Genomic DNA, 24,680 nt, shown 5'->3' with positions numbered 1-24,680 from the left:
AAATCCTTGTGTCGGCGGTTCGATTCCGTCCTGAGCCACCATTTTAATCATAGCGTAGTTATGGCAAAGCAGTTAATTGGGTTGTAGGTTCGATTCTGATCAGACACCTTGTCTGGTTTTTTTATCTTTTAGCGGGTGTAGTTTAATGGTAAAACCTCAGCCTTCCAAGCTGATGTCGTGGGTTCGATTCCCATCACCCGCTCCATCTATAAATATTATATAATGGGCCTGTAGCTCAGCTGGTTAGAGCGCACGCCTGATAAGCGTGAGGTCGATGGTTCGAGTCCATTCAGGCCCATTTTTTCTTTTAATAAATCAGTGATGAATAATAAAGCAGCCGAATAAGACTTTGTAGGCTAAGTTTTCTAATCAAAACCAGTGTTTTTCCTAGCAGTCCTTTACAAGGAGGGGTAGCGAAGTGGCTAAACGCGGCGGACTGTAAATCCGCTCCTTCGGGTTCGGCAGTTCGAATCTGCCCCCCTCCACCATCTATAGGGGCATAGTTTAACGGTAGAACAGAGGTCTCCAAAACCTCCAGTGTGGGTTCGATTCCTACTGCCCCTGCCAATTATTGAACAATATCATGGCGGTCGTGGCGAAGTGGTTAACGCATCGGATTGTGGCTCCGACATTCGGGGGTTCGATTCCCCTCGATCGCCCCATACATTTAATTTTTATTGGGCTATAGCCAAGCGGTAAGGCAACGGACTTTGACTCCGTCACGCGCTGGTTCGAATCCAGCTAGCCCAGCCATTTCAAGCGTAATTAGTTCAAGGTTCTAATCCCAATAGTTCAAGGCAGTGGGTTTGAATTTGAAATAGCAAATCAAGGGATAGAGCCAAGGTCTTAAAATGCCATTTAAATACCTTCACTTCGCCGAGAAACATAATAAGCAAGGTTATCAAAATGTTCACATATAGCCCTTGCTCGGTATCCTACCTCAAATATTCTACATAGCTACTACTAGACAATCCAATTATATAATCTTCATACATAGCCTAAGTTATTTATTAGTCAAGTTTTCTTAACAAATTGTCATAAGCGACTTTATGTATAAATCGAGATTCGATCTGTATCTCTCTAGTGGCAAAGTGATACCACATTTGTTTAATCAAATGATTTTGGTCCTGATTTAATAGCTTTTTTGACTGTTAAGCGTATCTTATCAAGGTTTTCATCTACCTTTACAGTTCAATTTTTAAACTAGTTTCTCTATCGAATTTTGGCTGTTTATTTCCTTTTCTGAAGGGTTGGTTTTGTAAAGCAAAAATATACTATAATAAAAATTGATCACTTGGACGGTCATATAACTTTTCGCCAGGATAACTTTCAATGTTTAGATATTTCATAAAAGCTGATATGGAGCTCCTTCTAAGATGTATGACGTGATCTTAACTGTAGTACTTGCAAGAACAGTAGATTTGTTGATATCATCACCGACCATCGCTCTTTTTCATGTTGTTCCCTGAGCGATTTAATGGCTTTAAGTTTATCTGCAGGACCTTCAATAGGTACGATTACTTCGCCATTCATTTTAAAATAAGGAGAAAACGATATAAAGGAGCCTGCTTTTAATTAATCTTATTAGCAGGCTCCTTATCTATTAAACAAACTTTTAAGATGAAAAACATTAAAATGCTCCATCAAAAGATTCTACGCTTATGTGAAAAGTTTGGTGTGTTGAGTTTCAAAGATGTGTATGTTCATCCTAGTTTTTTATATCATCACCATATCGGCTTATTCACTCATCTGAAATATACGCCCCAAAAACCCTTTTTTTCTATTATTCACTTCAGCTTTTCGAGCTTCTTGTGATGCTTTAAGTGATTCAAGCAACATTTGATCCCGTTTAATGAGAGAATCTTTGATGTATTGTTGCTGTTCGTCTAGCTTCGTAACCAATGCCTGATTGAATTGCTGTTGTAGTTCCATACGGTCTACAATTGTTTTTAAATCCTCACGAATGTCGTTAGAGACTACATGGACTGGTTCTGGCTTGACTAGTGTCTCGCCATTGGAAAAGTAATAATCAATTTGTTTAATCGAATAATTTTGATCCCGGTTTAACTGACGGATCAACATTAACTTTTCTAATGCCAGTTGATCAAAGTAGTGATAGCCATTTTCGCCTTGTATGGTGGGAATATGAGCTTTTAATTCTCTCATCCAATTACGAACGACACCAGGACTTTCCTGAATATGTTTTGCGGCTTCTTTGACAGTTAAGCGTAAATCATCAAGGGTTTCAGTACGTTGATCTTCTGTTTGGTTCATGTTTTTAATCATCCTTTCAAGATAAGTTTCACTTTCACCGACTGAGTCTGATAAAGAAACCTAATACAACGCTCTTCAAAGGTGTATGATCTGTTTGGTTCAAGTTATCGAGCAGGTTTTGCGCTTATGTGTAAAGTTCGGTGTGCCTAAAGGAATGTCCTTTGACGAATATTGTTGCATTTTTTCTTTTTAGAAACGTACAAAATTCGTTTTCAAACAAATAAAACACCTAAGTCATCGGTGAATAGATACCGGCTTTTAGGAGTTTCATAAATTAAATAAATATTACGACACCCAAAACTAAGAGTCTTTCTTCATTATTATATATACAAATCGTCCCATTTTAGTTCTACAATTATATATACAGAATAAAAAAGGCCACTGAATTGAGCAATGACTGATGCTTATTCCCAAATTAAGAAGATACAATAAACTCGAATGTGAGGTCATCCTGTGGACCGTTGCAAAATAAATTCCTTTTTATCTTTTTCCGACAGAACACTCCTTACCCAAGGAACGTGAAGGGTGTAGCCCGATGATTAGGTGGGAGATGAATGTCGATTGGCGATAGTCAAAATATTGACTATCATGCACTTGTACAGACGGCTCTTTGAAAACGGAAGATATAAGGTTGTTGTGTTGTTGTAAGGAATTCGTCTACAATGTAAAATCTTCAACGTTCTATCGTCCCACGCTTACCGAAGTGGCGAAAACCAAGCGAAAGTAGGGAGCGTGGCGAGTTAACGTACAAGTAACTTCTAACCGTAGGGACTACGGAGTGATCCTTAAGATAACGGATGAATATACTAGTGTTCGCAGGAATCCCCACTTCAAGCGTTAGCTAAGTGGGGTAGTTCAAATGGTCATTTGGCAACATAAAGTTGGTGGTTTCTTGATCAATTTCCTTATAAGGATCAAAATATTGGCTTAGTACATTGATTATTATTAGTACGTTCTCGCTATTCAACCAGTTTTCATACGAATGTTTTTGTCATTTTAAAGAGGCCTATGAGACAGCTTCTTAAAAGAATAGCATTAAAATATAGTAAAACATTGCTGCAACCGCCGCAGAAATAGGAAGTGTAATTACCCATGTGATAAGCATGCGCTTTGCCGTATCCCATTTCACACCTTTTACACGGTGTGAAGTACCGACTCCAAGAATAGAAGAAGAGATTATATGGGTTGTACTGACCGGCAAATGAATCAGTGTAGCTGTGAAAATAATCAGAGCTGATGATAAATCAGCTGCTACACCGTTAACTGGACGGATTTTCATAATTTTACCGCCGACTGTTTTGATAATTTTCCACCCACCGATTGATGTTCCAAGTCCCATGGCCAGCGCACAGGATACTTGTACCCATAACTGGATATCCGTGGTTTGCTGGTAATTATTCGCGATAAGCGCCATTGTTATAATACCCATTGCTTTCTGTGCATCATTTGTTCCATGAGTATATGATTGTAAGGCTGCTGTGAAAATTTGAAATGCGCGAAAACTTCGATTCGTTTTCGATAAATTATTGTTTTTGAAAATAATTTTGAACAGGGTATACACAATAAATCCAATTGCAAAGGCAAGTAGAGGAGAAAGAATCAATGCCTGTAAAATTTTGAAAAAGCCATTGTAATTGAGTTCTTGAAATCCCGCAGATGCAATGGCAGCGCCGGCAATTGATCCGATAAGGGCGTGCGATGAACTGCTTGGAATGCCGTAGTACCATGTTAGTAAGTTCCAAAAAATTGCAGCAAGTAAAGCGGCCAAGATGACAATCGATCCATTTTCAAGCATAAAGGGATCGACAATGTCTTTCGTGATCGTTTTCGCCACACCTGTAAATGTCAATGCGCCGACGAAGTTCATAACCGCAGCAAGAATAATGGCACGGCGTGGCGTGAGTGCTTTTGTTGAAACGGCTGTTGCAATCGCATTTGCTGTGTCATGAAAGCCATTGATGAAATCGAAAGCAAGGGCGAAAAAAACAATAAGAATAGTGATTATAAATAAAGTATCCATTGTTTAATACCCCTTACGCATTTTTCATAATAATGGTTTCTAGGGTATTTGCAACGTTTTGGCAGGAATCTGCAATATCTTCAAGGTTCTCATAAATCTCTTTAATTTTAATTAGACGGATCGGATCTTTTTCAATCGTGAAAATATGTTTAATGGACTGGCGTAAGACTCCGTCACAAATGGTTTCATAATCTTTAATTTTAATCGCATGTGCGCGAATATTGGGTAGTTTTTTGGTGGACAACAATTCAATTGCCTTTACAATTTCATCTGAGCATGATCGAATTGCATCAACAAATTTCAGCATATATTCATCTGCTTGGACGACAGAATACATTTCAAAAATGGCTGCTGTTTCTTCCATCCCATCTAATACATCATCCATACTCATCGCCAACGCTAAAATATCTTCCCGCTCAATCGGCGTAATAAATGAGTTATTTAATTCTTTAATGGTTTGATGAATATATTCATCACCTTGAGTTTCAAATCTTTTCATTTCTTCTGAAAAGATTTTTAAATCACTGGCATTTTTCAGTTTATAGTCTGCGAAATAATAAGCTCCTTCTTTTAAATTTAAAGAAATAGATTCAAGTAGAACAGAAAATTTATCTTTTTTATGTTTAAACATCTAAAAGGCCCCCTGTTTTTTATACGTATAACCAGTCTATTTTACCCGAAGAATGTCGAAAAAAATAGTTTTTTGTGATAGTTGAGATTGAGACTATCTTGATAACTTAATCAATGGATAAAATAAATAATTTCCAATTTTCATCTTTTTTACTTTGATGATCGGGAGATACTTTAAAAATATAAAAAACTAATCAGCTTTATGGATTAATCATACTTATTATAGAAAAGTGATTAAGAATGCTTGTTTTACTAATGAACTTCCCCAATAAAGACGTATTTTAGTCATTTTTTATTAAATCCGTCTGATAAGTAAAAGAGCTGTGTTAATGATCATTGATCTAGAGTCCTCCTTTGCACCTTCTAAATAAAAGTGATTTTATTAGTTGTGGTTTTGAGAGGAGAAAAAGGGCTATGTTTCTTGCTTTCATTGGCAATGTTTCCGTTTATATTACCTTTGATTGAATGTTAATTGTGTACGACAATACAAATAGTATCATCTCGGTAAATAATCCTTTGTAAAAAATGTACAAAAACAAGCGAACATAGAACTGTCATTGGACAAACTAAATTAAAGTGAAAATGAACTTTCAACCATAGTAAAGAATTTCAAAAAGAAAGGAATGATTAAATGTATTCAGTGGAAGAAATGAAAAATGATTTGTTGAATGGGAGATATGGTTATAAAGATGCTCATTTTATTGAGAAAGAGTAGAAGGAGATCACTATATTGGATTTATCTACGATGTAAAAGGAACTTTCGGTGGTAATAATTATGAAGTCAGTGTGTTTTCTCATGATGGATCGACGTTCGAAATAAGAAAAGATAGCGATCTGGGGTTTGATGATTTAGAAGATAAATTTATATTATAATAGTTGAGGCTGTCTCTACTCAAATTTCATTGACTTTTAAGACAGTCCCTTTTGAATTGAACAGGTCAAAAAAGTTAATTACTTTTTTATTTTTAAGTAGAACAATTCCGTTTTTTAAATTTATTTAACAATAAATACTTGGCATGTGACTTTTTGGACTACAAGATGGCTAACACTGCCTAGGAATATCTCCTTTAATCCACTTAGTCCCGGTTGCCCATTAGGATAAACAGATTGTTGTGCAAAATCTAAAATCCCCTGAGCAGGGTATCCGTCTCGTTTGGGACCGATTTTAATTCTTGTGCTACTTCAATCATCATTTCCTTCGCCACTTTGAGATTAGCTTCATGCGTTGCATCAGCTGCACTATAATAAATGGACGTTACAGGATTGTCTACAACCGTTACTCCATTTAATTATCTTGTTTTGCTAGATTTATGGCGCTTGCCAATGCTTTTTTACCTAATTCAGATCCATCGTAAGCAACAATCTCCCTTTAATGAATTATGTACTCATGCTCATTTTAAACGTACGAATGGATTTGAGTCAATATTTCGACTATATGAAAAAGCAGGGTACCTTGACGGCCCCCTGCCTTTTCTAATTCAACTGCGATGGTTCGATTCCTTAGCAGTCATTTGTACTATATGCTTTTCAAATTATAACGTTTAATAATTTGAGGGTGATAGTAAGTTTTTAAGCTTTCTTTAATTTAAACATGAAAATTCGTGCCATCTGTCGTTGCTTTGACGATGCCGATGCGGATAACAAAGTCACCGAAGTGTTCGCCTTCCTGCCGTTCTTTTGCATAGCGTGGAAGAAGCATACGCAGTTCGTTCAAAATTTCTTCTTCACCGATGTTTTCGCGGTACATTTTGCTTAAGCGGCTGCCGTCAAAGGCTGCACCGAGATACATATTGTATTTGCCAGGCGCCTTGCCAATAAAGCCGATTTCTCCAAGTGCATGCCGAGCACACCCATTCGGGCATCCTGTCATACGGATTGTAATTTCTTCGTTCCGCAGGCCGTTTTCATCGACAATGGCATCGATCTTATCAAGTAAAACCGGCAAATAGCGTTCTGCTTCCGCCATCGCCAGTCCGCATGTCGGGAGAGCTACGCACGCAAGCGAGCTGCGGCGGAGTGCTGTGTAATGCTTGCCATCCGTCAAACCATACTGTTCGATCAGTTCGCTAATTTGTTTCTTTTTCTGACTTGATACATTGGCAATGATCAGATTTTGATTGGCCGTCAGACGGATATCCCCAGTATGGATTTTAGCGATTTCGCGCAAACCAGTCATCAGCTTGTAATCATCAATATCCGCAATGCGGCCTCCTTCGACAAACAATGTAAAATGCCATTTTCCTTGAATGCCTTTTACCCAGCCATAGCGGTCGCCGTTATTGTCGAAATGATATGGTTTCGCTTCATTCAGGCTCCAGCCAAGGCGGTTTTCCAGTTCAGCCTTGACCGTTTCTAGCCCGAGGCGGTCAACTGTGTACTTGAACCGAGCATTTTTACGGACGGAACGATTTCCATAATCGCGCTGAATTGTAATGACTTTTTCCGCTACATCAAGAATTTGGTCCGGCGTACAAAAACCGATTACTTTGGCGAGTTGCGGATATGTCGTTGTATCACCGTGTGACATGCCCATGCCGCCGCCAATTGCCACATTAAAACCAACAAGTTTGCCATCTTCTACAACCGCAATAAAGCCAAGATCCTGTGAAAAGACATCAATGTCATTCGATGGCGGAACGGCGATACCGATCTTAAACTTACGCGGCAAGTAAAGCGGTCCATACATTGGTTCAACTTCTTCTACTTCCGGTGTGCCAACTACTTTTTCTTCATCCAGCCAAATTTCATGATACGCTCTTGTGCGTGGTAATAGATAATCACTCAATCTTTTAGACCATTCATACACTTCGGAATGGATTTCCGATTCATCTGGATTCGAGATGCACATAACGTTCCGATTCACATCGCCACACGCCGCAATCGTATCCAGCATAGACTCATGGATCTCCTGAATCGTTTTTTTCATATTCCATTTTAAAATACCATGCATTTGAAACGTCTGACGCGTTGTCAATTTTAAGGTGCCATTGCCGTATTTTTGGGCAAGATCGTCCATGACAAGCCATTGAGCAGGCTGTGCCACACCGCCCGGCATACGGACACGCAGCATGAACTGATACGCGGGTTCCAATTTTTGTTTTTGACGCTCGTTGCGGAGGTCCCGGTCATCTTGCAAATAGCTGCCGTGATGTTTCATCAGACGATTGTCATCATCTGGAATTCCAGCGCTGATCGGATCCAGCATCACTTCTTTCAGTGTGCCGCGCAAATAGTTACTTTTTTCTTTAATGTCCTCAACATCACTTGGAAGACCATCCGGCGCTTTTAATAGTTGATTCACCATGTTGAAAAAACTCCTCTCAATCCAAAATCAGTATACATCACGCTGGTAACGTTTTTGCTGTTGCATATTAGCAACATACGCTTCTGCTTTTTCACGATTCATATTGCCTTCTTTTTCAATAATATCGATCAAAGTGTTTTGCACGTCATGCGCCATATTTTTCTCATCGCCACAGACATAGAGAGATGCTCCTTGTTCAAGCCATTCGAACAATTCTTTGCTGTGCTCAAGCATACGGTGCTGAACGTATACTTTTTCGTCTGTATCGCGTGAGAAAGCGACATCCATTTTAGTCAGTACGCCGTCTTTCAACCATTTTTGCCATTCCGTTTGATATAAGAAATCCGTTACAAAATGCTGATCGCCAAAGAATAACCATGATTTTCCTTTTGTGCCGATTTCTTCACGTTCTTGCATAAAGGAACGGAACGGTGCAATGCCTGTGCCCGGTCCAACCATAATAATCGGCGTGTTCGGATTTTCTGGCAGTTTGAAGTTTTGGTTATGCTGAATATAAATTGGCAATGTGTCTCCAGGCTCAAGACGCTCTGAACATAGAATAGAACAGACACCATTCCGGTCGCGTCCGTGTGTAGTATAGCGGACCGCGCCGATTGTCACATGGACTTCATCTGGATTTGCATCTAAGCTGCTCGCGATTGAGTAAAGACGTGCCGGCATTTTGCGCAAAAGATCGACAAACTCCTGCGACGATACGTCAAACGGACCGAAGTCTTTAATAACATCAAGCAAATCGCGTCCTTCAATATATTCTTTGAGTTTTTCTTCATTGCCTCCACCGATTAATTCATGTAGTTCATCGATACTCGTTAACTGAGCGATTTTTTCCAAAAATGGTTTTGTTAAAATAGTAATTTCATAATGCGATGTAAATGCTTCCCGTAATGAACGAATATCACCTTGTTTATTAATGGTTACTGTTTCATCCGGATTCGAATTCAACGCTAGAATAAGCTCGTTGACAAGTTCCGGATCGTTTTGTGGGTAAATGCCAAGTGCATCGCCAGGCTGATAAGTAAGACCTGAGCCTTCAAGGGAAATTTCAAGGTGGCGCGTTTCTTTATTTGATCCGCGTCCGTTTAAATTCAAGTTCTCGAGTACTTCTGCGTGGAACGGATTTGTTCTTGAATAAACCGTTTCGCGGGCAGTTGCTGCTACCGAAGCTGGAGCAACCGCGCTTCCCACTGCCTGTACTTCACTTAAATTGTTTAGGACACTTTCAATCCATTCAGCTGCAGGTTCATCGAAGTCGAGGTCACAGTCGACACGTGGTACAATACGTTCGCCGCCAAGCTCTTCAATACGTTTGTCAAATTGTTTTCCTGTCTCGCAGAAGAATTCATATGAACTATCGCCAAGTGACAAAACAGAAAAGCGAAGATCATCCAGTTTTGGCGCCCGTCTGCCATGGAGAAATTCATGGAACGAAAGTGCATTATCCGGTGGATCGCCTTCTCCATGTGTACTCACGACAATAAGAAGGTTTTGTACTTTCTTCAAATTATTAGGTTTAAAATCACTCATGGACGAGACAGTTACTTGAAAACCGCGCCCTTCAAGTGTCTTGCTTGCATTATTCGCAAGTCCTTGCGCGTTGCCTGTCTGTGATCCGTAAAGAATAGTCACTTCTTTTGAGCTTGTTTGCCCAGCACTCCCAGCAGGAAATTCTGTCGCTGGTGCTTCCATTGTTCCCGAAATAGAAGTAGAATGGGATGCAGCCAGATAACCGCTCAGCCAGAATTTTTGTGATTCTGTCAAGGTCGGCAGAAGGCGGTTAAGGAGCTCTGCCTGCTCCTGATTAAAAGGACTGTTTATTACCTGAAGTTGCAATGATATCCACCTCACAAAAGAATATAAACTTATCGTACGTCATTTTATTTATAATTGACTGGCTTCAACAATTCATGCCATTCACTTCTCCATGTAAAAAATGATTAATTTTATCGTAGCTGTATTATTCCTATAAGTCAAGTTGGTTTTATTTATATAAATCATTAGTTAATACTTATGATTTGGTTCTTTTTTTATGAGATACCAATGTCAGTGAAACTATTCACATACGTTGGGAAATCCCTCGTTAAATCGTAATCTTTTATTTATTCGCATTTGTTAAAAGGACTGTCGATTTCCTTATTGAACTGATTTGCTCTTTCATTGCCCTCCATTCAAGATGTCAGATCAGTTATCCAAGAAGAACTTCACTATAAAAAGGGGTCCTAAAAGTCAGCGATAACTGACTAGGCCCCCCTATTTATTATGAAAAGCTTATACTTAATTCTCGTTTAATATCTTAATGCAAGATTTTAAGTTACATATTCCGTCGATATTGTCCGCCCACTTCATATAGAGCTGCTGTGATTTGACCAAGGGATGCTACTTTTACACAATCCATTAGTTCTTCAAAAATATTTCCATTTTGTAGAGCTACTTGTTTTAAGCGATTCAGCGCTTTTGGTGCTTCTTCTTCATTTCGAGATAAGAAATCATGTAGATGGCGTATCTGGGTTTGTTTTTCTTCTTCTGTTGAACGAGCTAATTCAACCTCGTATGCATTATCATTGGTATTTGGATTGATGAAAGTATTGACTCCGATAATTGGCAATTCTCCGGAATGTTTTTTATGTTCATAATAAAGCGATTCTTCTTGGATTCTTCCGCGTTGATATTGTGTTTCCATCGCACCAAGTACGCCCCCACGATCATGGATACGCATAAATTCAGCTAATACCGCTTCTTCGACAAGATCGGTCAATTCATCAATAATAAAAGCCCCCTGTAGCGGGTTTTCATTCTTCACGATTCCCAACTCTTTATTGATAATCATTTGAATGGCCATGGCCCGGCGTACGGAATTTTCTGTCGGTGTTGTGATGGCTTCATCATAGGCGTTCGTATGCAGAGAGTTACAGTTGTCATTAATTGCAATCAATGCTTGTAATGTCGTACGAATATCATTGAAATCCATTTCTTGTGCATGAAGGGAACGACCTGATGTTTGGATATGATATTTAAGCTTTTGACTGCGTTCATTTCCACCGTATTTATTTTTAATAACCGTGGACCAAATTCGACGTGCGACACGCCCCATGACTGTGTATTCAGGATCTAACCCATTACTGAAAAAGAAAGAAAGATTCGGTGCAAAATTATCAATATTCATTCCGCGACTTAAGTAATACTCCACAAAGGTGAAGCCATTTGCGAGCGTAAAAGCCAATTGAGAAATCGGATTTGCTCCTGCTTCCGCGATGTGATACCCGCTAATACTGACAGAATAATAGTTGCGTATTTTATGATCAATGAAATATTGCTGAATATCTCCCATCAATTTGAGCGCAAACTCTGTAGAAAAGATACAAGTATTCTGGCCTTGGTCTTCTTTTAGAATATCCGCTTGCACGGTGCCGCGCACAGTTTGTAGCGTCCACTCCTTGATCTGCTCAAATTCTTTTTCGTATGGCTGTCTTCGATTCCTCTCTGTAAACTTCTCAACTTGCTGATCAATAGCCACATTCATGAACATGGCTAATATAATAGGTGCTGGTCCATTTATCGTCATAGATACACTCGTAGATGGATGGCAAAGATCAAATCCTTTATAGAGCTTTTTCATATCATCCACTGTGCATATATTTACGCCGCTATTTCCAATCTTTCCATAAATATCAGGTCGATAATCCGGATCTTGACCATATAGTGTGACACTGTCAAAGGCGGTAGATAATCGTTTTGCCTCATCATTTTCACAGAGATAATGGAAGCGTCGATTAGTTCGATCGGGTGTCCCTTCCCCGGCAAACTGACGTTTTGGGTCTTCATTCGTGCGTTTAAATGGAAACACACCGGCTGTGTATGGAAAAGTTCCGGGTAGGTTTTCTTTCATCAGCCAGCGGAGAATTTCCCCAGGATCTTCAAACTTCGGAATACTGATACGTGGAATTTTATTTCCAGATAGTGATTTTGTATATAATTCCGTGACAATTTCTTTCTCACGAATTTTCGTAACAAATTGATCCTGTTGATAAAGTTTGCTGATTTTCGGCCATTCGTCTACCATTCTTTTGCATTCTGGATGAATCTTATCTTCATAATCAGCAATTATGTCATCTAGCTTGTCCACAAAGACTTGGGTTTCTGCCTTAGATATTATTTGTTCATTGTCTTTCTGTATAATTGCTTTTGTTTCTTGCAAATGAAATCGTTTGCGGATCAGATCCACTTGTTCTTCTATAAATTTATGATACTGATAAACCGATTGGACAATTTCACCTAAGTAAGCTGCTCTGGCAGGTGGGATAATAAAGTTTTGCTTTCTTACTTTTTTAACTTCAGTGTTATAGTTTGTTGGCCAACTGCTATTGGTTTTTTTCTCTATCATCTTCATTAAATTGACAAAGAGTATGTCAGTTCCCGGGTCATTAAACTGGCTAGCAATGGTTCCGAATACCGGCAAATCCACATCCGGAAGTTCAAATAACTGACGGCTTCTCTGAAATTGCTTACGTACATCACGCAGCGCATCTTCAGATCCGCGGCGTTCAAATTTGTTGATGACAATTAGATCAGCAAAATCAATCATATCGATTTTTTCAAGCTGCGTAGAGGCACCAAATTCGCTTGTCATTACATACATGGACACATCACATAGATCAACAATGCCGGAAGACCCTTGTCCGATTCCACTTGTTTCAATAATAACAAAATCATAGCCAGCTGTTTTGACTACGTCGATGGCTTCCTTTGTAGCATAACTTAGTTCTGTGTTTGATCCCCGGGTTGCCAGGCTTCGCATGTAAACACGTGGATTGTTAATCGAATTCATTCGAATACGGTCTCCAAGTAATGCCCCTCCTGTTTTCATCTTAGAAGGATCCACACAGATAATGGCAATCGAGCGATTTGGAAATTGCCTAAGATAGCGTCTCACTAATTCATCGGTTAAGGAACTTTTTCCTGATCCTCCAGTTCCTGTTATCCCTAAGACGGGCACATTCGGAACTTCTGTCAGCCTTTCTTTTAAAGAAATGGAACTCTTCATTTTATTCATCACTTGATTTTCTTCAGCAATCGTGATTAATTTTGCGATTGAACCCCAATGTTTTTCTTGCAACTGAGCCATCCCTTGATCCATATGTTTCGGCGTTGGATAATCGGTTTCCCGAATCATATGGTTGATCATGCCTTGCATCCCAAGTTCCCGGCCGTCATCTGGTGAAAAGATTTTAGCAATGCCGTATTCCATCAATTGCTTGATCTCGGCCGGTACAATGACGCCTCCCCCTCCTGCAAATATTTTAATGTGACCAGCTCCTTTTTCCAGAAGCAAATCATACATATATTTTAAATATTCTATGTGACCACCTTGATAAGTGCTTACGGCAATCCCTTGTACATCTTCCTGAATAGCCGCATTCACGACTTCGTCTACGGAACGGTTATGACCCAAATGAATCACTTCCACACCTGAAGACTGGAGAATTCGCCGCATAATATTGATGGCTGCATCATGGCCGTCAAATAGGGCTGTCGCTGTTACAAAGCGAACATGATGTTTTGGCCGTTTAATTTGTGTTTTCAAACGACATCTCCCCCTCTCTTCATCCTTCTATCAGTCCTTCATAAGGTATCCTGCAATCACCAAACGTTGGATTTCTTGTGTACCTTCATAAATTTGCGTGATCTTCGCATCGCGCATATAGCGCTCTACTGGATAATCTTTTGTATAACCGTAACCGCCCAATATTTGAACTGCTTCTGTCGTTACTTTCATCGCCGTATCACCTGCCAATAGTTTGGACATGGCGGACGCTTTTCCATACGGTAAACCATTGGATTCCAGCCACGCAGCCTGATAGGTTAAAAGTCGAGAAGCTTCAATTGCTGTCGCCATATCAGCCAGTTTAAAAGAAATACCTTGATTTGTGGCAATAGACTTGCCGAATTGCTTCCGTTCTTTTGCATACCAGATAGCGGTGTCCAGTGCAGCTTGGGCAATACCAACAGCTTGAGCCGCAATACCGTTTCGTCCACCATCAAGTGTCATCATAGCTATTTTGAAACCTTCGCCTTCATTGCCTAAAATATTTTCTTTTGGGACACGGCAATCTTCAAATAGAATCTCTGTCGTTGGGGAGGAGCGAATACCCAGTTTCTTCTCTTTTTTACCAACAGAAAAGCCAGGAAAATCTTTTTCAATGATAAAAGCGGTTATACCATGCTTTTTAGAAGGGGGATCTGTCAAAGCAAAAACAATATACGTATCTGCAATACCGCCGTTTGTAATAAAAATTTTGGACCCATTTAAGATATAATCGTCACCGTCTAATCGGGCGGTTGTTTTCATACCGCCCGCATCTGAACCTGAGCCAGGCTCAGTTAATCCATAGGCACCGATTTTTTCTCCTTGTGCCATCGCTTTCAAATATTTTTGTTTTTGCTCCTCTGTTCCAAATTTGAAGACAGGCCATCCTGCTAATGAAGTATGTGCAGAGAGTGTTACACCTGTTGAGGCACACACACGGGATAACTCTTCCACCGTTATACAGTAAGAAATATAGTCACTGCCAATACCGCCATACTCTTCAGGCCACGGAATACCTGTTAAACCAAGCTCGGCCATTTGACGGAAAATCTCCATATCAAAGCGCTCTTCCTCATCCCGTTCGTCTACTGTTGGTGCTACTTCCTTTTTTGCAAAATCCCGCACTATTTTTCGAATCATTTCGTGTTCTTCTGCTACTTGAAAATCCACGTATTTCCCCACCTTTTTATTTTGTTAAATGGACGCTTATGATCCTTATTTAAGTATCATTTTTAAAAATCGCTGCTTCACTTGTACGTTTGATAAGGATATATAAAATTTAAAATTAGATTAAGTTTTAATCTAATTAGAGCAAAAAAGGATAAAAACAATTCTTTATCATTACGATGGAATAAAAGTAAACAAAAGACACGGAGTAGTTAATAAATAGTGGTTTCAGAACCGTAAGCTTCGATTTTATTTTTAACTGCTTGAAGAAAACGTCCGCAAACCAATCCATCTATAATTCGATGATCAAAGGAAAGACAAATGTTCATCATATCCCGGATGGCGATCATGTCGTTGATAACGATTGGACGCTTTATAATCGCTTCAGTGCTTAAGATAGCTGCTTGTGGATGATTTATAATCGGATTAGATAACATAGAGCCAAAAGAACCTGTATTATTAACAGTAAACGTACCTTCAGACATATCTTCGACTGTTAACTTTCCTTCCCGCGTCTTCTTCGCCAATTTATTGACTTCTTTTGCAAGACCAAAAATGCTTTTATGATCAGCATCTTTGATAACAGGGACATACAGCGCATGATCTGTTGCAACGGCAACTGAGATATTAATCGCTTTTTTGATGATAATTTCTTCATCGGTCCACTGTGAATTGATAATGGGGAATTCTTTTAAGGATTCGACTACTGATTTAATAAAAAAAGGCAAGTAGGTAAGGGTCATATTTTCTTTTTGCTTAAATTCGTTCTTTATCTGATTACGATAGTGGACCAGATTTGTCACATCGCATTCGATCGTGAACCATGCATGTGGGGCTTCATGTTTACTTGTTACCATACGACTAGCAATTGCTTTTCGAATGGCTGTATTTGGAACCCTTTTGTCTTCTTTTTTATACTGTTGGAGTTCTTTTTCTATATGTGTTTTTCCTGTTTGATTCTTCTTTTCATTAACTGTTTGTTTTGTAAATGGGGTAGTAGAGGGTTCTAGAACAGCCGGTGCCGCTGTTTGCTTTTTAATCGTCACTGCATGCAAAATGTCTTTTCTAGTAATACGTCCGCCATTTCCCGTACCATTAATAGTAGAAAGGTTTATGTGATGTTCTTGTGCCAGTCTTAAAACAGCAGGTGAATAGCGTTGTTTGTCATCCATAGGAATAACCAAATGACTTAAATGTTCAGTTTGCTTGACGGGGTCAGGTACAGCTGTCTTCAATGTATTGCCTGCATCTTCAGAAAGAATGTAACAAATTAATCCGCCTACCGGAATGGTCACGCCCTCTTCTGCCACAATTTCCAAAATGGTCCCATTAAAAGAGGAGGGCACTTCTGCCGTCACTTTGTCAGTCGTCACTTCACAAACCGGTTCATATTTTTTAATAACATCTCCTACACTGACTAACCATTTGGACACAGTACCCTCCGTTACACTTTCCCCAAGCTGGGGCATGACTAACTTCTCCACTATGATCCCCACCTCAATCGATTTAAAATGCGGCTAATTCTGCCATTGCTTTGTACACTTTATCTGGATTCAACATGAAGAATCTTTCCATTACTCCGTTATAAGGTGTGGCCGGGACATCTGGACCGCAAAGTCGCTTCAAAGGCGCATCAAGCTCATATAAACACTCTTCTGCGATAATGCCAGCTACTTCTCCGCCAATCCCTCCTTCTTTATTATCTTCATGAACGATTAAAACTTTGCCCGTTTTGCGAGCCGCTTCCACAATCGACTCTTTATCTAGTGGATAAAGGGTTCGCAAATCTAAAATATGGGCACTATACCCGTCTTTCTCTAATTTTTCGGCAGCTTGCAGAGCAAAGTGCAACGTGAGTCCGTACGTAATGACTGTAATGTCCTCGCCCTTTCTTTTCACATCCGCCTTTCCGATTGGAACAATGTATTCTATGTCTGGTACTTCTCCTTTAATAAACCGGTAACAACGTTTATGTTCAAAAAACAAGACAGGATCTTCATCACGAATAGCTGATATCAATAACCCTTTTGCATCATAGGGGGTTGACGGTGCGACCACTTTTAAGCCTGGAATATTACAAAACATCGCTTCAACGCATTGGGAATGATAAAGCCCTCCGTGAACGCCTCCACCATAGGGAGCACGAATTACGAGCGGACAGTTCCAGTCTCCGTTCGAACGGTATCTCATTTTGGCGGCTTCACTGACAATTTGATTGACAGCCGGCATAATAAAATCAGCAAACTGTATTTCAGCGATCGGCCTCAATCCATATGCTGCTGCGCCTATTGCTACACCGGCAATCGCTGATTCGGCAAGGGGTGTGTCCATGACTCGTGCTTCTCCAAACTCTTCATATAGACCCTGTGTTGCCTTAAAGACGCCTCCTTTTAATCCAACATCTTCTCCTAGTACAAAGACTTTATGGTCACGTGCCATCTCTTCACGCATGGCCTGATTGATGGCCTCAATGTAAGAAATGATTGTCATTGGTTATGCCTCCTATTCTGCGTATATGTGCTTTAATGTATCTTCTGGTGCTGGAGACGGTGCGTTTTCAGCATATTCAGTCGCTTCATCGATTTCTTTAGTTACCCATTTGAGAATCTCTTTTTCTTTTTCTTCGTTTAACACGCCAACCTCTTTTAAGTAATGAGTGAATTGGTGAATGGGATCTTGCTTCTTCTCTTCAGCCACTTCTCCTTCTGGTCGGTATGTCCGATCATCGTCATCTGAGGAGTGCGGCATATAACGAAAGCAACGAGCCTCAATCAAAGTAGGTCCTTCCCCTTTTCTTGCTCTATCGGCTGCCTCTTTTGTCACTTTATATACTTCAAGAACGTCACTTCCATCTATACTGATACCGGGGAAACCATAGCCTATCGCGCGATCTGCAATACTGTTGCATGCAACTTGTTTTGAGTAAGGTACTGAAATCGCATATTTATTGTTTTCGCAGAAAAAGATAACAGGAAGCTTGTGGACACCGGCAAAATTGGCCCCTTCATGAAAGTCCCCTTGATTGCTTGATCCTTCTCCAAAAGAAACGAAAGTTACATGATCTTTTCCTTCTAACCTTCCTGCCAGAGCCAGACCAACTGCATGTGGAACTTGGGTCGTTACTGGACTGGATCCCGATAAAATACGGTATTTTTTCCCACCGAAATGCCCTGGCATTTGACGACCGCCGCTATTTGGATCTTCTGCTCTAGCAAACGAATTAAGCATTAAATCCTTTGCCGTCATTCCAAAGACAATGACAACGCCCGCGTCACGGTAATAGGGGCATAAGTAGTCTTTGTTTTTATCGAGGGCATAGGCTGCTCCAATTTGTGCTGCTTCCTGTCCTTGACAAGAAAGTACAAAAGGAAGCTTTCCAGATCGATTTAAAATCCACGTCCGTTCATCAATTTTTCGTACCAAAAGCATATCTCGATACATGTTGAGAACTTGCTCATCTGAAAGCCCTAATTTATTATGCTTATTTTCGATTTGACTAGTACCTGAATCTCCCATACTAAGACCTCCCGCATTTTTATTGTAAGGATTTATGAATGAATTGTTTTGTTCATTTACCATGAGATGTGCTTTCCATGATTATATGAATACCTAGTACATCATTTGTCTATTTATCGACGACAAGTTTGACAAATTCATCATGTTCGCCATAGATAAATTCTTTTCCAATTGCTTAGATGGAAATTCCCTTAACTTAAATGGTAAAATCTATTCAGAAAACTCTCTCTATCTGTACATTGGCTTTTAAAGCCCTCGCCAATATTCTAATAACAAGAATGCCTCATTGTGAAAACGCTTTCATTTGCATATATTAATTCATATTATGGAAATTCTCCTTCTTTGTAGCTGCTTCAAGGAGAAGTAAAGGCCGTGTCCCTTCAACCCAGAGTAATGTCTTTTTCAGTTATTCATTGAACTAGAGCAAAAACAAAAAGTGTATGTTTAAGCTTTAATAGCTTGTGGTCATTTTAATATTTTCTAGAATAGGAACTTTTTTAAAGGTAGTTTTTATTGATTTTAAACTCCTATTTTGCTTCCACCCTTGTATGATCTTTAAATACAATCAGCACTGGAATGTCAATCATTTGACATGTTCTTTTTATCAACTTATTCCATGACAAAGGTATTGATAACCGATATATTGCTTTTTGCCCATCTTGCATTATTAGGTTTTGGGAAAGTGTTAAAGAAAACGAGGATTTTTTTACTTTTTTCACTAAAATAAAAAAAGCTCCTCAAGGGAGTTTCTATAATTATGCAATATTCTCATGTAAGGCTATTTGTTCTTTCAGGTTTTTTGCTCGCCCCATAAATTTTACACCTTCTCTTATTTGAATAGTATCGCATATGAGATGCACAAAATTGTTATTCCCTGTCCAAGCGACTAAATCATTTTCTAAAATCTGCTTTCCACAAGCAGAACAAGTGAAACCATCTTTAAAATTCATTTTCTTCGCCCCTTTCGGAAACATTCCCCATGCTTATCAAATATTTATTGATCGCTCATCCATCTTCACATGTTTTATCGAGCGATTAGAACATGTGAAGATGGACGAACTTTTCCCGCCAGTAGCTGAACATACAAAACATACTATTGAAGTAGAAATCAGAACATCACGATCTATCCAATAAAATAGTATGAGCCCCGCCTACGCTCAATACCGTGACGGCCACACGTGCCATCCAACCCACTATCATTATAAACAGAAAGCGCTTACAAATAAAGAATTTTCGATCATCAAATTCCGACATATATCATCTTAAACTGTAAGTTTTACTTAATTTATGGCGATAATCTAACTAAGATGCTTCGAAAACTACGCTGACTTATAGACACACGGCATTACCATACTAAAGGATAAAATGTCTTGGTCTTAATGGAGCAATTTATTTTTTTATTCACTTTACAAAAAAGAGGTGCTCACAGATGGAAAGGGATAAGAAATATTTAAAAATGACAGGAATGTCCGACGAATTTGTTTACAGCGCAATTCAAACGTATGAAAAAGTACTAGCGAATACCCAGCGGATGCTACTTGCCGGTGAGGTAAAGGAGAGCGAGATTGCCCATCTTCTCCGAGAATGGATGGAAGACCGTGATACGCTGATTGGCTTGCTAGGCCCTTCCACTTATGTAAATTTGATTCGAGCTTATGCTGATGAGGCTAGTAAAGAGAGAATGTGAAAGAATATCTTTTTCGATGTTGAGCTGAGTTCTGATATGGAACGCCTGATAGCAGAGAATCAAAAAAGTATTAACGTGAGGAAAATTTAAAGTAAACAACGAATTTACGATCTCTAAGATGAAATTTCAAGCCGATTCCTTAGCGTAAGGAAAAACGGCTTTTTCTATCTAGAGATGGGCTTAATTTTTATTTTGGACGTTTTTCTGCTTGGTCAGGGACAAGTAGGAAACCACGCTTGTATAGCGCTCAAAGAATCAATCGGCATAGAAAAGCTACCTAAATGGTTTGTAAAATTAAAACAGGTGTACATAAAGGCAACATCTTTCCTTTTTATGAAGATGAAACAAAGAGAAAAATTTTGCTACAACATGTCCACGTCCTTCGTTTGCTGATAAAAAGTGATAGCCAAACGTTTTTCGCATCGTATGCGTACCAATCGCTCCTTCAATCCCACACGCCCGAATTGATACTAAACGTAAACAGAAAATAATCCTGGTGTGACTGGTGCAGCAGATCTTCTTTTATAGCTCGGATCTGTCCTCAATCATGAATCGGCTCCACACTATTTTGTCCTTGGTTGACTGCCATACTATTCATTATATTGCATTTGTTTAAACGATGGCTCTGCTAGTTCAAGTGAATTCATCAAATTAAAGCTGAGTTTTTAAAACTTTTTTCTTTTTTGTTACACTAAAATGTGGCTAATTGAGCAAATACACATTGTTTCATTAGATAGAGGTTCAGGGTTCTGACACAAAAATATTCACTAGCAACATAAAGCCAATTTTTCTTTCAGATTCGAGTATTAAGAATCTCATTCAAATAATTTATGAATGAAATCTTTTTGAATTTAGGTAGACTTCATCTGTTGTTGATGAACCTGCCTTTTTTTGTGCCTCCATACTGGGCGCACAAAAAAAGTGTCTTGATCCAATATTGGATCAAGACACTTTTTATTTAACAAATTAGCCTTTGTCACTATCATCACGCTTTGTCTTCTTAGCCAAAGCATCTTCGTCGCGCTTTGTCTTCTTAGCCAAAGCATCTTCGTCACGTTTTTTCTTCTTAGCTAAAGCATCTTCGTCACGTTTTTTCTTCTCATCCAAAGCATCATCACTCCTTTTCATTCAATCTCCATCAATATATGAAAAACAAATAAAAAAAGACTGGGCATGATTGAATTTAGTTTGAAGTCTAATTCTGATACAAAAATAAAATAAACGAGAATAAACGGATAGCCCAATATAATTTACTTCATGGCATGATAACGAACATAGATATATTAACTGTATTTACAACTATACATATAACTGTATTACTGTATATAGGAACTTTAGAGCCCTCTATAAGTATCCTCCATTTTTAAGCTGTCGGTGAGAGTTCTAATCCCCTGAATGAGCTATTAAAGGAGGAAGGAGGTTTTTCGATTTATTGTTTTTTAAAATACTGATAAATTGTCGTATGAGACACGCTCCACTTTTCCGTAACATCTTTAATCGGTGTACCACTTTCAATTAAAGCTGTCGTCATTTCAATATCTTTTGGTCCGCCGACCTAAACGCCCACCTGCTTTTGCAGCTGCTCGTCCTGCAATCGAGCGTTCCTCGATCAGATTACGTTCAAATACTGCAAACGCTGCGAACAAGTGAAACATCAATTGCCCCGTTGTATTGCTTTTGTCCATTGTTAGGTTTTCTTGCAGATTATGAAAGCCAACACCTCATTCATTTAAGCTGTTCACAATTTGACAAATCTTTTGCATGTTACGTTAACGCATCTATTTGTAAATCCAAGTTTTGTAATCCTGTCGACACACGTGCAGATCCAATTAACACACAAATCACTCTTTTCTCATTATTCCTTTGATTTCAATGTAATATAAGATAAATAAAAAGTTGGTTAATGAACATAGAATGATGAACGGAGTTTTGTTACGTTTTAAATGATAAAAAGTGCCCCCCTTTGAATTAAAAAAAGCGTGTTCAAAAAAGGGAGAGTTTTGGAACAAATAGTAGTGTCTTTTAATTATCAACAGTTTGTTTTTAGCAACAGTTTATGGAACCTTATTTATGAAGTAAAATAACAGAAAGCTAAAGAGTGATTATTTAATTTTATTCAGTAATCGGGCCATATTCTTGAATAACACTCAACAAGTAAATTCGATACTTATGTTAAAATATACTGAGAAGATTGTGAAGAAATGTACTTAAGCTAACCATCACGAGTAAAGATGACATCTTCTATATTTATATTTTTGTGGCTTACCACATGCCCATCAAGCTAACAACGTAAATTGCTAGATACGCAATGAACCTTATTTTAAAACTAGCGAGTGATTAAAAAGTAGGCATGTCAAAAAACCTCATAAAAAGCGTTTTTTTTTCGCTAGGCCACTCGGTTTTAATTCACCGTTTTTCATACACAACACCAAGAATGTCAAAGACGGTCATCTTCTTGTATCTATGACATTTACGCCCGTTCTTTTTGAGTAGCTGATAAAGTCGATACAGAATAGTGATGAGTTCTTCTGTCCCACCAGTCATCGCTTGAAACAGTAATGGAAAGTAATCCTTGATTTTATAAATCGCCTTGTATTCAATCAGCTCTTACTCTTCTTTTCCAGCAGGAGCTGTCGCATTTGAAACATCATAGAAGAACAGAGGAGAATGCCGATAAGTTGCCCATATCAATGGCACTCGAGGTATTCTTTTTTGATGTTTTTACATTCATCAATTTCAAAGAACGACTTCCACGTTTTAAACAAAATCTCAATTTGCCAATGTAGTGAATATAAGGAATGCACGTAGTTAGTTGGCACTTCTTTTAGCGATGTGTTTGTGATGTACACATTCATACCCATCAAACGCTTACTCTTGTCCTTCATGACAATGCTTTTCTTTTTCTCTCGCACGGCTTGATTTTTCAGGCGGGTTTGCGTTTGATCATCCGTTAAACGATGCACAATAACATGCGTAGGAAGCTTTTGAAATTGCTTGGTACCGTACGTTTTATCGTTATTTCCCTTAGTCCAAGCTACACGTTTAAAAATTGACCACTGAGTAAATCATACTCCAACTGGATTTTCATGCCTGTTGTATTACTATGTCCACTTGACCCTTGATAGGCATCAGGCAGCTGAAATACTGTCGCATCTAAAATACGGTTACGATTGAAAGCAGAAATCATATGTGGTGAAAGTGATTGGTTGAACAGAGCTTTTGGGTGAGAAGTACCGTAAATACTTCTTGACGGTGCTAAATACAAAGAGCGATGAGTTCATTTGCTTAATACTTACTAAATCGCTGCACAAAGTCTACTTCTTTGGCGATTTCTTATTAAGATGGAAGGTGATAAAAAGCGTTGTAGCTCTTGTGCGAAAAGCATGGGTTCCTCTGAAATAACATCGTTCATGAAAAAACACCATCCTTCCTCATCAATTTGAAGTGACCCCAAAAAATTAGACAGGTTATTCCATTAGGCAGCTTGATGAACATGGGGTCTCGCCGTTAAAACGCAGATAATACGTAATTTACCGTGAAATGTTGGCTTGTACCATAAGAGACGATTCTGCTAGGAATTCATGAGGCTTGTTCCCTATAGCATTATCTTTGCACCAGAACCGAAAAAACAAAAGAAGCTGACCCAAAAGGATACGTAAAGTAACCTTTTGGCGTCAGCTACGAAATCTTATGGTTTTTTATTTAATGTGTAATTCTACTGAAGTTGGATTTTTGCTGTTTCTGGAAACCTTAATACCTGAACCGCCTCTTTCTTGAATAATCTCAAAAGTAACTTTTCCCTCTACACTCGACACGTCTATTCTATAGACTTTCTCTGTTCCAGGCTCCAGGGTATCTATATGTGTAGGTTGGTCATCTACATAAACGGGTAATAATTCTTTTTTTGAGGAATCTTTACCGTATACATTCATGGTGAATTGACGACTAAGTTTTTGGTTCTTATTTTTAACTTTCACATATAGGTTATCATTATCTTTCTTCGTAGGAATCGTACAGCGTGAGACATTTGTTTTTGACATTTAGTCTCCTCCAAATATTTTTATTTTTCACTCTTTTTTGAGTGATTTAATAGCATCAAGGATAGCTTTACGATTACTGTTATCTCCTTGTAACAATCCATTCAGTGTATTAGTGAGCTGGGAGATTAGAGATTCCATATTTTCTGATTTATGGTTTCCCTTTAAACCTTCCATCATAATAAGTGTAGATAAAGTCATAGCGATATATGCAGCACTATTATCGGTTACGTTGATGATGGTATTGTGTCCGTTTTTAAAGGTATTGTGCCCAGAGCTTGCTTTCGCGTCAGCGTCGGCATCAGCGTCGGCATCGGCATCAGCGTCGGCATCAGCATCAGCGTCGGCATCGGCATCGGCGTCGGCATCAGCATCAGCATCAGCGTCAGCATCAGCATCAGCAGAAGCATCGGCGGCGGCCGGGGGGGGGGCGTGCGGCGGGG

At 39.0% G+C, this 24,680-nt stretch carries 16 protein-coding genes, 6 tRNA genes and 3 pseudogenes; 7 read left to right on the top strand and 18 right to left on the bottom strand.

The features are described 5' to 3' along the window. The first annotated feature begins 131 nt into the window (after nt 1–131). The 6 genes from BLL40_RS16130 to BLL40_RS16105 all read left to right on the top strand — a co-directional run bounded on the left by BLL40_RS16130 (nt 132) and on the right by BLL40_RS16105 (nt 753). Nucleotides 132–205: transfer RNA gene (locus tag BLL40_RS16130), tRNA-Gly, on the top strand. A gap of 19 nt (nt 206–224) precedes the next feature. After that, nucleotides 225–298 (top strand) — tRNA-Ile (locus tag BLL40_RS16125). Nucleotides 299–404: 106 nt separating this feature from the next. Then, nucleotides 405–488 (top strand) — tRNA-Tyr (locus BLL40_RS16120). A 5-nt stretch (nt 489–493) separates the two neighbouring features. After that, nucleotides 494–567: transfer RNA gene (locus BLL40_RS16115), tRNA-Trp, on the top strand. Nucleotides 568–586: 19 nt separating this feature from the next. Then, nucleotides 587–662, top strand: a tRNA-His gene (locus BLL40_RS16110). Between the two features lie 16 nt (nt 663–678). Further along, nucleotides 679–753, top strand: a tRNA-Gln gene (locus BLL40_RS16105). Between the two features lie 984 nt (nt 754–1,737). On the opposite strand, the gene BLL40_RS16100 is transcribed toward BLL40_RS16105, so the two are convergent. The 12 genes from BLL40_RS16100 to BLL40_RS16035 all read right to left on the bottom strand — a co-directional run bounded on the left by BLL40_RS16100 (nt 1,738) and on the right by BLL40_RS16035 (nt 19,463). Further along, nucleotides 1,738–2,274: a MerR family transcriptional regulator gene (locus tag BLL40_RS16100; RefSeq protein ID WP_073712873.1), complete on the bottom strand. Its 537-nt coding sequence runs from the start codon at nt 2,272–2,274 to the stop codon at nt 1,738–1,740. 1,021 nt (nt 2,275–3,295) lie between these two features. Then, on the bottom strand, nt 3,296–4,294 hold the full coding sequence (locus tag BLL40_RS16095) for an inorganic phosphate transporter (RefSeq protein ID WP_073712872.1): 999 nt from the start codon (nt 4,292–4,294) through the stop codon (nt 3,296–3,298). A gap of 13 nt (nt 4,295–4,307) precedes the next feature. Further along, on the bottom strand, nt 4,308–4,925 hold the full coding sequence (locus BLL40_RS16090; RefSeq protein WP_073712871.1) for a DUF47 domain-containing protein: 618 nt from the start codon (nt 4,923–4,925) through the stop codon (nt 4,308–4,310). Nucleotides 4,926–5,917: 992 nt separating this feature from the next. Further along, nucleotides 5,918–5,986: a hypothetical protein gene (locus BLL40_RS18280; protein ID WP_073712875.1), complete on the bottom strand. Its 69-nt coding sequence runs from the start codon at nt 5,984–5,986 to the stop codon at nt 5,918–5,920. A gap of 523 nt (nt 5,987–6,509) precedes the next feature. Continuing rightward, nucleotides 6,510–8,228, bottom strand: coding sequence for an assimilatory sulfite reductase (NADPH) hemoprotein subunit (gene cysI, locus BLL40_RS16075; protein ID WP_073712870.1), 1,719 nt, complete (start codon nt 8,226–8,228; stop codon nt 6,510–6,512). A 27-nt stretch (nt 8,229–8,255) separates the two neighbouring features. Continuing rightward, a complete protein-coding gene (locus BLL40_RS16070; RefSeq protein WP_073712869.1) occupies nt 8,256–10,079 on the bottom strand; it encodes an assimilatory sulfite reductase (NADPH) flavoprotein subunit in 1,824 nt (607 codons plus the stop codon). 478 nt (nt 10,080–10,557) lie between these two features. Further along, nucleotides 10,558–13,827: a fused isobutyryl-CoA mutase/GTPase IcmF gene (gene icmF / locus BLL40_RS16065; RefSeq protein ID WP_073712868.1), complete on the bottom strand. Its 3,270-nt coding sequence runs from the start codon at nt 13,825–13,827 to the stop codon at nt 10,558–10,560. A 30-nt stretch (nt 13,828–13,857) separates the two neighbouring features. Continuing rightward, a complete protein-coding gene (locus tag BLL40_RS16060) occupies nt 13,858–14,970 on the bottom strand; it encodes an acyl-CoA dehydrogenase (protein ID WP_425429432.1) in 1,113 nt (370 codons plus the stop codon). Nucleotides 14,971–15,209: 239 nt separating this feature from the next. Further along, nucleotides 15,210–16,466 (bottom strand): dihydrolipoamide acetyltransferase family protein, encoded by a 1,257-nt coding sequence (locus BLL40_RS16055; RefSeq protein WP_073712874.1) that lies wholly within the window; start codon nt 16,464–16,466, stop codon nt 15,210–15,212. Between the two features lie 37 nt (nt 16,467–16,503). Next, complete coding sequence (locus BLL40_RS16050) at nt 16,504–17,487, bottom strand: alpha-ketoacid dehydrogenase subunit beta (protein ID WP_073712866.1); 984 nt, start codon at nt 17,485–17,487, stop codon at nt 16,504–16,506. Nucleotides 17,488–17,499: 12 nt separating this feature from the next. Continuing rightward, complete coding sequence (locus BLL40_RS16045; protein ID WP_073712865.1) at nt 17,500–18,513, bottom strand: thiamine pyrophosphate-dependent dehydrogenase E1 component subunit alpha; 1,014 nt, start codon at nt 18,511–18,513, stop codon at nt 17,500–17,502. Between the two features lie 755 nt (nt 18,514–19,268). Further along, nucleotides 19,269–19,463, bottom strand: coding sequence for a hypothetical protein (locus BLL40_RS16035; protein WP_073712863.1), 195 nt, complete (start codon nt 19,461–19,463; stop codon nt 19,269–19,271). Between the two features lie 479 nt (nt 19,464–19,942). On the opposite strand from BLL40_RS16035, the gene BLL40_RS16030 reads away from it, so the two are divergent. Then, nucleotides 19,943–20,200 carry a hypothetical protein gene (locus BLL40_RS16030; protein ID WP_073712862.1) on the top strand — a complete coding sequence of 86 codons (258 nt, stop codon included), beginning with the start codon at nt 19,943–19,945 and terminating at the stop codon, nt 20,198–20,200. A gap of 374 nt (nt 20,201–20,574) precedes the next feature. Here the strand turns inward: BLL40_RS16030 and BLL40_RS17260 are convergent. The 6 genes and pseudogenes from BLL40_RS17260 to BLL40_RS17670 form a co-directional block, all read right to left on the bottom strand. Beyond that, a pseudogene (locus tag BLL40_RS17260) lies at nt 20,575–20,659 on the bottom strand (site-specific integrase); the annotation flags it as partial. A 507-nt stretch (nt 20,660–21,166) separates the two neighbouring features. Continuing rightward, nucleotides 21,167–21,307: a hypothetical protein gene (locus tag BLL40_RS17485; RefSeq protein WP_159434239.1), complete on the bottom strand. Its 141-nt coding sequence runs from the start codon at nt 21,305–21,307 to the stop codon at nt 21,167–21,169. 322 nt (nt 21,308–21,629) lie between these two features. Beyond that, nucleotides 21,630–22,036: pseudogene (locus BLL40_RS16890) on the bottom strand (recombinase family protein). 570 nt (nt 22,037–22,606) lie between these two features. Continuing rightward, a pseudogene (locus BLL40_RS16015) lies at nt 22,607–23,612 on the bottom strand (transposase). A 286-nt stretch (nt 23,613–23,898) separates the two neighbouring features. Further along, nucleotides 23,899–24,240, bottom strand: a complete 342-nt coding sequence (locus BLL40_RS16010; protein WP_073712860.1) for a hypothetical protein — start codon at nt 24,238–24,240, stop codon at nt 23,899–23,901. 27 nt (nt 24,241–24,267) lie between these two features. Further along, nucleotides 24,268–24,680: hypothetical protein (locus BLL40_RS17670; protein ID WP_216820194.1), on the bottom strand; the 413-nt coding region annotated here is incomplete at its 5' end.

Origin of the sequence: Domibacillus mangrovi (assembly GCF_001906925.1) — a bacterium.
GTDB classification, from domain to species: Bacteria; Bacillota; Bacilli; order Bacillales; family Domibacillaceae; genus Domibacillus; species Domibacillus mangrovi.
This window is presented reverse-complemented; position numbering and strand designations above follow the sequence as displayed.